Raw genomic sequence first — 7,774 nt, 5'->3', positions numbered from 1 at the left:
CCGCGCCGCTCGGCGTCCGGATCTGCCCACGCGCGGATGGCCTGGCGGAGAAGTACTAGCTCTGTTCGGCTGCGCCGTACCTCACCGGACTGAGATCGGCGGGCAGGTTGCGCGCGGCCAATGACACGGCCTCCTCCGCTGTAGCGGTCTCACCGAGTTCCTGTCCCAGGTAGCCCATCGTGACGATGTAGTCCTTGCCTCGCCCGGCATGCAAGCACACCAGGAGATCACGGGAGAGGCTGGGCCGGGTGCTGGTGGAGAACCGCAGAGACCAATGGCTGGTGAACGGGTAGAGCTGCCGGAGCCTTGGCTCGGCGTACGCGGCCTCGATGAGCGCGTGGTACTCGGGCCAGTTCACCTCCGCTGCCTCCGTACGCAGGTGCCGCCACTCCGATTCGACCAGCCCTGCCGGATCGCGGTCGGGCACCTCGAACCGTCCAGTCAGTTTCACGAACGACGCAGCCTGGGGGATCTCGGTCAGGTGCGCTCCGTCATGCCAGGCCTGCGCGGCTCGCGCCACCTGACCGAGATCCACCGTGTCTCCTTCGATCAAGGCCAGACCTTGGTCGCGCTCGCAACTGCGAATAGACCACCGCCGCTCTACGTAGCTGGCGGACACCTTCAACTCCTCACGATGCGGGAGGGTGGTCGGAACGACAGCGCCATGCAACGAATTGGACGCCGTAACCGGCACGCGAATGGACAGCCCTTGCCGGATGGCGACGGCTCGCAACGCCGCCGCAAGGCTGCCCTCGGCAGCAACCTCCGGATAGAGAACAACAGGATCGGGGTAGGTCGGCACGGCTCACGATTCTGCCCCACCACGCTGCCGGGACAGCCGCGAGACGGCCGGGATCGAGTCGACTCGAAGCACCCGCTCTTGCCGCGATCCGCGTGGTCATGGCTCCCCTCTCTGTCAAGACACCGCCAGGAGGAGAGTTCTATCCTGGGTTTCGGCGGGTCCAGGAAGTGACTTCTCCGAAGAGCCGGCTGGGGGATGAGGGTCGGTCGCGCTGGAGCCAGTTGTCGTTCCCCGTTGTCCTCCCGGGCCCGCTGCCGGCCGCCGCCGACGACGGTCTCGTCGCGGGCCATGACCTCGATCGTTACCGAGCGCTTGTGCGGGTCCATCCCGCTGACCACACGATCTGACGTGCCACTCACCGCGTCCTCCGATGCTCGATCCACCTGGGTTGTCGAGCCGGGAGGGCAACGCTACTTCGAGCCGAGCAAACCCCTCTTGAGCCTCTCCCCGCCATGGGGCGACGCCCGGGCCGCGCAGGCCAAATGAGAGCCACACGACCAGCGTGGGCAACCGAAATGAGAACGACAGCCCGGGCGCCTCGACCGAAGCCTGGCCGGGCCGGGCCGGGCCGGGCCGGGCCGGGCCGGGCCGGGCCGGGCCGGGCCGGGCCACGGTCGCAGGTCAATGAAACAAGTAGCCGAGATGAGTGCACAGATCACATAACACTCGGCCTGAGCCGGCGGACTTTATCGAAGACCGAAGTCGCTAGGAGCCTCGGCCGCTTTGGCTCTGAACGCCTTATCCAGATTCTCATCCGCTGGGCCGAGAAGGTCATAGAACTGACGTTCCCGCGATCCAGCGTATTCGACATCTGACTCATGGTTCAAGACGTCAGCCAGGAGGTCAGCAAGCTCGGACAGGCGGAAGTAGCGCATCGCGTCGATCGCCCGTCTCAGGCGGAAAGGTTCGTTGACTTCCACGGCGAAGCCCAAGCCGCCGCCCATGGCCGAGTTGTAGACACGTAGCAGGAAGGAAAGGTGCGCAATCCCCAGCGGAGTTCCTTCAGGCGCTTCACCGTCAGCCCCATAGTCGCAGGCACGGTTCCAGATGACGGCGGGATCGTCCAACACGGACCACCTCCACGTCTCATCCAACTCGTCCATCATGGGCCACCGAGTTCCTCTTACTCGCGCCGATACATCGCACGATTCAATCACGCTAGCCCCCTACTCGTCGCGCGACCTCTTCTGCCGCGTCCGGGCGTTACTCGGCGTATCCGCGGGACTGAATTGGTGTAGCCGTATTCGGGCTCGGGTCGATATCGTCGCGCCGTGGTGCAATCCAGGCGGTACCCCTATGTCGGTCCGGCCGAGTTCCGTGACCGGGCGTCCGACTGACGGCATCCGGATCTGCCGCTGAGTGTGCGCGGATCTGTCGAAAGTCGTATGTCGGATCGCGCAGGCGTACCTCGGCGGGCCGTCGGCCAGGCCCGCGTCGCCAGGGTCACGGCTCACCCAGGTCAATACCGGAAGACCTGCTCGGACACTCGGAACGTCGTGCTGCACTGCGTGCAGGTGGCACGGCCGAACAGGTAGGTGAGGGCAATGGCGACGGACTGCTGCCCGGCCTGCACGCTCATCAGATGCAGCCGTTGACCGACGCCGTTCAACTCGTCCGGTTCGGTCGGCAGTAGCGGTGTCTGCTCGACGTCCGGCTTCGTGGCGTAGTCCTCGTGGGTGGCGAAACACCCATCCTCGCCGAAGGCCACGAACAGCGACGTCTCGCACTGCGGGCACTCGACCTCGATCTCGTCGTGCACGATCCGATCGAGCTCCGCCCCCCAGAGCTCGTCACCCTCCAGCGCCATCACCGCCTGCAGACGGAAGACGAACGAGTGCCGGTCGGTCGGTGTGGCAAGCCAGTCGTTGGTCAGCCGGTGCATGGTTGCGAACACTTCGGCGTATCGCGGCCAGTTAGCCTCATCAAGATCCGCTGCGATCTTGCCGGCAAGCATCAGAACGTTGTCGCGGCCGGCCGGTGCGTACCGGCCCGCGAGGTCGGCCAAACGCGGAATCAGGAAGGCTTCGTCCGCCTCGGAGAAACCTTCGTGGCACGCCTTCTCGTATAGCGAGTCCCAAGCATCTGCGTACGAATCGGCCGCAGCGGTCGCCAGCAACTCGTCGACCTTCGTCACGGCATGAATCTAACCAGGTCGCCGCGCCGGATCGTGCCGACGACGACAGCGCTCGGGGTGGGCGGCGAGCACGATGGACCCTGCGTACGCTGCCGTGGTGCAGATCGATCTGGTTGCCCTGATCGTTGACGAGTACGAACCCGCGATCGCGTTCTTCACCGACATACTCGGCTTCGATCTCGTCGAGGATTCCCCATCGCTGACCACTGACGGGCGGCCCAAGCGTTGGGTCGTCGTCCGGCCACCGGGTGCCCAGACCGGGATTCTCCTCGCTCGCGCCGACGGAGAACACCAACGTGCCGCAACTGGTAACCAGGTAGCCGGCCGAGTCGGGTTCTTCCTCCGAGTCGACGACTTCGACGCCACTTACCGACGGATGGCCGAGGCCGGTGTCACCTTCGTCCGGGAGCCAAGGGCCGAGCCCTACGGCCGGGTCGCGGTCTTCCTCGACATCGCCGGCAACCGGTGGGACCTCCTCGGATGCGCATGACGTCGCCGCAGTTGTCAGTCGAGGCGCCCAGGTCAGACGTCCTGATGTGCCTCTGAGTGTGCGCGGATCTGCCGATGAGAGGTCATCCAGGGTTCAGCGCTCACAGATGTCGCTGGTATGGCAGGTCGCGGTGTCGACTCCCTCGTCACCTGGCATCAAGTGCCGCCCGGCCTATCTTCAGATAATCAGGTCCTCGGACGAAGAACAAGACTTGATCTTGTAGCGCGGTGGTTCCACGCTGTGACACATGAGATGGGACCCCGTCACCACGCTCCAACGCGCCCTGTGGATCGGCGGCGGCCAGTGGGCCGGCAAATCCACTGTCGCTGGCATTCTCGCTGAGCGGTGCGGCCTCACCCATTACCACTACGACTACCACGACGCTCGCGGCCATGATGATCGGCGGATAGCACAGCGGGTCCGTCGCGGCGAGTCCCCAACCGGGCCGGACTGGGAGGCAGTCTGGATCCAAGCAACGCCAGAGGAGATGGCAGATCAGGTCATCGCCGACTTCCCGGACCGTTTCCAGTGGGTGCAAGACGACCTGCGTGCCCTCGTCTCCCCTCGGCCCATCCTTGCTGAGGGCTGGGGGCTACGCCCAGAACTGGTCGCGCCGGTCGCCGGCTCTATCGGCCGGATGGTGGTCATGGTCGCGGCCGAGGAGTTCCGGCAACGCCAGGTCGCTCGGCTACCCCGTGCCGGCGCCATCGGTCATCAGGTCAGCGACTCGCAACTCGCTCAACGCAACCGCGTCGAGCGTGATCGGTTGATCGCCGCAGACGCGGTCCGCAACGCGCACCGATTGGGGGTCCGCGTCATCGAGGTCGACGGATCACGGGACGCCGAAGCCGTGGCCGACCTAGTGGCCGAGCACTTCGCGCCGTTCCTGCCCGAGCAGCCTTGAACGTATAACTCATCTGCCGCTGGTCGGGCGCGAGCGCGACCACCCTCAGCGGTGACGGATGTCGTCGGCAGGGCGGTCCGTCATGCGATATGGGAAGGTGCTCGACAGACGTCGTCGCCCCTTCTGGAACGTCGACCTCTCTACGCTCCAGCCGCACCTGCTTGTGCACCTGGACCCGTACGCCGACAGTCGGCGACGTTCCACCGGACTCCAGCCCATGCACGGCGACGGGGCCATGCGCGAGCGGCCGACCGGCCGCGGTGTCGGTCGGCCCCTCCACCGGTCAGAAGCCTCGTGGTCGACGGGAGCGGCGACCAGGCGGGCGAGCCTGCCGCCTGCGTTGAGCGCCTGGTCGAGGTGGCGAGCGGTCTCGAAGGTGGCTGCCTTGCTGCCATTCTCCAGTTCGTGGAGGTGGCTCTTGCCGCGGTGAGTGAGCTGGGCGAGCGCCCGCAGGGACAGGCCGGCCTGCTCACGAAGTTGCCGGAGTGTGGCGCCGAAGCGTGGGTCGACGTGGGCCGTCATGGCGGTGCTCCCGGTAGAGGACGGGAATGGCGGCACCGCCGGCCTCTACACCGGCGGGCCGCCATGTCGAGATACCGTCCTTGTGCGTAGCCCGTCACGCTCCGCGCCCGGAGACGCACCCTCAGCGCCTGACAGCTATGCCGTCCGGACGACCGCTCAGCGACCCGCCTCGCCATAGAGGCGGCTCACCGTCTCGGCGACGCACACTGGCTTGCCCCCGCCGTCACTCTCCACGGTCACCGCCGTGACCATCTGCACCCCACCACTGACCGGTGACACCTCCGCGATGACGGCGGTGGCCCGCACGGCGGCGCCGACCCGCAGCGGCGCGGGGAAGCGCACCCGGTTCAGCCCGTAGTTGACTCCCATCGCGACCCCCTGGACGCGGTACAGCTGCCCGGCCAACGCCGGCAACAGCGACAGGGTCAGGTAGCCGTGCGCGATCGTGGCGCCGAACGGCCCGGCCGCCGCGCGTACCGGGTCGATGTGGATCCACTGGTGGTCGTCGGTGGCGTCGGCGAAGAGGTCCACGCGGTCCTGCTCGATCCGCTGCCAGGGGCCGGGCCCGAGGGTCTCGCCGACCGCGGTGGTCAGCTCGTCGACGGAGGTGAAGACTCGCATCCGGGTGTCCTTAGAGCTAGAAGGCGTTGACGCCGGTGAGCGCGCGTCCGATCAGGAGCTGTTGGATCTGGCTGGTGCCCTCGTAGAGGGTGGCCACCCGCGCGTCGCGCAGGTACTTGCCGACCGGGTATTCGTCGATGTAGCCGTACCCGCCGAAGACCTGGACCGCGTTGTTGGCCGCGCGGACGGCGGCCTCGCTGGCGAAGAGCTTCGCCATCGACGCCTCGGTGGCGAACGGCTGGTCGCGGTCGATCAGGTCGGCGACCTGCCAGACCAGCAGGCGGGCGGCCGCCGTGTCGACGGCGATGGCCGCGAGCAGCTGCTGGACGAGCTGGTGCCCGGCGATCGGCTTGCCGAACTGGGTCCGCTGCCCGGCGTAGCCGACCGCCGCGTCGAGGCAACCCTGGGCGATGCCGACGCAGCCGGCCGCCACCGACATCCGCCCCTTGGCGAGGGTGGCCAGGGCCAGCCGGAAGCCGGCGCCCTCGGCCCCGAGGCGGGCGGTGTCGGGCACCCGCACGTCGTCGAGACGCAGCTCACCGGTGGCCTGCCCGCGCAGGCCGAGCTTGCCGTGGATCTCGCGCCGGGTCAGGCCCGGACTGTCGGTGGGCACCAGGAACGCGGTGATGCCCCGGTGGCCGGGACCGCCGGTGCGGGCGAAGATCAGGGCGACGTCGGCGGTTGTGCCGTTGGTGATGAACGTCTTCGTGCCGGTGAGCAGCCAGTCGTCGCCGTCGCGGACCGCGCGGGTGCGCAGCGCGGCCGCGTCCGATCCGCTGTCCGGCTCGGTCAGCCCGAAACAGCCGAGCGCGGCCCCGGAGCAGAGCCGGGGCAGCCACTCGGCCCGCTGCGCGGCCGACCCGTGGGCGGCGATCGACTTGGCGACCAGGCCGAGCGAGACGGACACGATGCCACGCACGGCCGAGTCGCCCCGGCCAAGCTCCTCCAGGACCAGGCAGTACGCGAGGTGGTCGCCGCCGGAGCCGCCGTCGGACTCGGCGATGGTCAGCCCGAGGAAGCCGAGGTCGCCGAGCTTGCCGACGATGGCCGGGTCGACCGATTCGCGCCGATCCCACGTGGCGGCGTGCGGCGTCAACTCCCGGTTGGCAAACTCGGCGGCGAGCTGACGGACCGCCGTCTGCTCGGCGGACAGGGTGAGCTCCATGACGGATAAACTAGCGGTGATAGTTTACGTCGTCCAGACCGGACCGTGCCCGGGCGGCGCTCACCGGTCGGAGGCCAGTCCGGCGTGCGGCTCGGCGGCGAAGGTCCGGGCCAACTCGGTACGGGAGCGGATGCCCAGCCGGTGGAAGACGTTGCGCAGGTGGTGGTCGACCGTGCGGGTGGACAGGAACATCCGGGCGGCGATCTCCCGGTTGGTGGCGCCCTCGGCGACCAGTTGCGCGATCCGCAGTTGCTGACCGGTCAGCAACCGTGCCGCCGGCAGGTCCGGCGGACCGACCGACTCCCCGGCGGCGCGCAGCTCGGCCGTGGCCTGCTCGGCCCAGCGATCCGCGCCGAGCAACGTGAACGTCTCCCGGGCCTGGTGCAGGTGCCCCCGGGCGTCCCGCGGACGCCGGCTGCGCCGAAGGTCCTGACCGAAGAGCAGCTCCGTGCGCGCCCGTTCGAAGGCGCCATCCTCCGTCGGGTGCAGTCGCAGCGCGGTCCGGAACTCCTGCTCCGCCTCGACGCCGCCCCGGGGCGCGAGCAGCGCGTGACACCGGGCCGAGAGCGCCCGGCGCAGCGGGCTCGCGGTGCTGCTCGCCCACCTGTCGAAGGCCGCGAGCGCGGCTGTCGCCGCCGGCCGGTGCGGCAGGTGGGCCGCCGCCTCCACCAGGTACGGGGTGGCCATCACCTGGACCAGCACCTGACCCCGGCCGGTGCCGAGCCGGGCCAGCGACGCCAGTCGGGCCGCCGCCTCGGCGTGCCGACCGTCGACGAGGTCGAGCACGGCCAGCGCCCACCCGGCGAGCGCGTGTGGTCGGCTGCCCGGCGTCGGCGTCGGGCCGATCTCGCGGATCCGCCGCAGGCTGGTCTCCCGGTCGGCCCGGACGGCGGCCAGCACGGCGAGCAGACCCAGGTGGACGTTGGCGCAGTTGAACTGCCCGGTGGCGCGGGCGACCCGCAGCCCGTCGCGGGAGGTCTCCGCCGCGGCCTCGTGCCGCCCCAGCCAGTACTCGGCTACCGCGCGCAGCTCCAACGCCCGGGACAGCATGGACAGCTCGCCCCGTTCCCGCGCCAACCCGACGGCGCGCTCGGCGAGCCGGTGCGCGGCGCCGTCCACGGCCACCACCAGCCCGG

The 7,774-nt window shown here is 69.1% G+C and carries 8 protein-coding genes and 1 pseudogene; 2 read left to right on the top strand and 7 right to left on the bottom strand.

The features are described 5' to 3' along the window. Positions 1 to 55: 55 nt before the first annotated feature. The 3 genes from AB0J68_RS22120 to AB0J68_RS22110 all read right to left on the bottom strand — a co-directional run bounded on the left by AB0J68_RS22120 (position 56) and on the right by AB0J68_RS22110 (position 2,936). The gene (locus AB0J68_RS22120; RefSeq protein ID WP_363940313.1) at positions 56 to 802 is read right to left on the bottom strand and encodes a DUF6193 family natural product biosynthesis protein; all 747 of its coding nucleotides are present in this window, start codon (positions 800 to 802) and stop codon (positions 56 to 58) included. Between the two features lie 686 nt (positions 803 to 1,488). Next, positions 1,489 to 1,872, bottom strand: coding sequence for a hypothetical protein (locus AB0J68_RS22115; protein ID WP_363940311.1), 384 nt, complete (start codon positions 1,870 to 1,872; stop codon positions 1,489 to 1,491). A gap of 389 nt (positions 1,873 to 2,261) precedes the next feature. Next, on the bottom strand, positions 2,262 to 2,936 hold the full coding sequence (locus tag AB0J68_RS22110; RefSeq protein WP_355066456.1) for a hypothetical protein: 675 nt from the start codon (positions 2,934 to 2,936) through the stop codon (positions 2,262 to 2,264). A gap of 73 nt (positions 2,937 to 3,009) precedes the next feature. On the opposite strand from AB0J68_RS22110, the gene AB0J68_RS22105 reads away from it, so the two are divergent. Next, positions 3,010 to 3,426 (top strand): VOC family protein, encoded by a 417-nt coding sequence (locus AB0J68_RS22105; protein WP_363940309.1) that lies wholly within the window; start codon positions 3,010 to 3,012, stop codon positions 3,424 to 3,426. Positions 3,427 to 3,913: 487 nt separating this feature from the next. Next, positions 3,914 to 4,330 carry a hypothetical protein gene (locus AB0J68_RS22100; RefSeq protein ID WP_363940307.1) on the top strand — a complete coding sequence of 139 codons (417 nt, stop codon included), beginning with the start codon at positions 3,914 to 3,916 and terminating at the stop codon, positions 4,328 to 4,330. Between the two features lie 288 nt (positions 4,331 to 4,618). Here AB0J68_RS22100 and AB0J68_RS22095 read toward each other — a convergent pair. The 4 genes and pseudogenes from AB0J68_RS22095 to AB0J68_RS22080 all read right to left on the bottom strand — a co-directional run. Continuing rightward, positions 4,619 to 4,852, bottom strand: a pseudogene (locus AB0J68_RS22095) (helix-turn-helix transcriptional regulator); the annotation flags it as partial. A 156-nt stretch (positions 4,853 to 5,008) separates the two neighbouring features. Further along, the gene (locus AB0J68_RS22090; RefSeq protein ID WP_355066453.1) at positions 5,009 to 5,473 is read right to left on the bottom strand and encodes a MaoC family dehydratase; all 465 of its coding nucleotides are present in this window, start codon (positions 5,471 to 5,473) and stop codon (positions 5,009 to 5,011) included. A gap of 16 nt (positions 5,474 to 5,489) precedes the next feature. Beyond that, positions 5,490 to 6,638 carry an acyl-CoA dehydrogenase family protein gene (locus tag AB0J68_RS22085; protein WP_355066452.1) on the bottom strand — a complete coding sequence of 383 codons (1,149 nt, stop codon included), beginning with the start codon at positions 6,636 to 6,638 and terminating at the stop codon, positions 5,490 to 5,492. A gap of 60 nt (positions 6,639 to 6,698) precedes the next feature. Then, on the bottom strand, positions 6,699 to 7,774 hold a 1,076-nt coding region (locus AB0J68_RS22080; protein WP_363940305.1), incomplete at its 5' end, for a helix-turn-helix transcriptional regulator.

Origin of the sequence: Micromonospora sp. NPDC049580, assembly GCF_040675595.1 — a bacterium.
Lineage (GTDB): Bacteria > Actinomycetota > Actinomycetes > Mycobacteriales > Micromonosporaceae > Micromonospora.
This window is presented reverse-complemented; position numbering and strand designations above follow the sequence as displayed.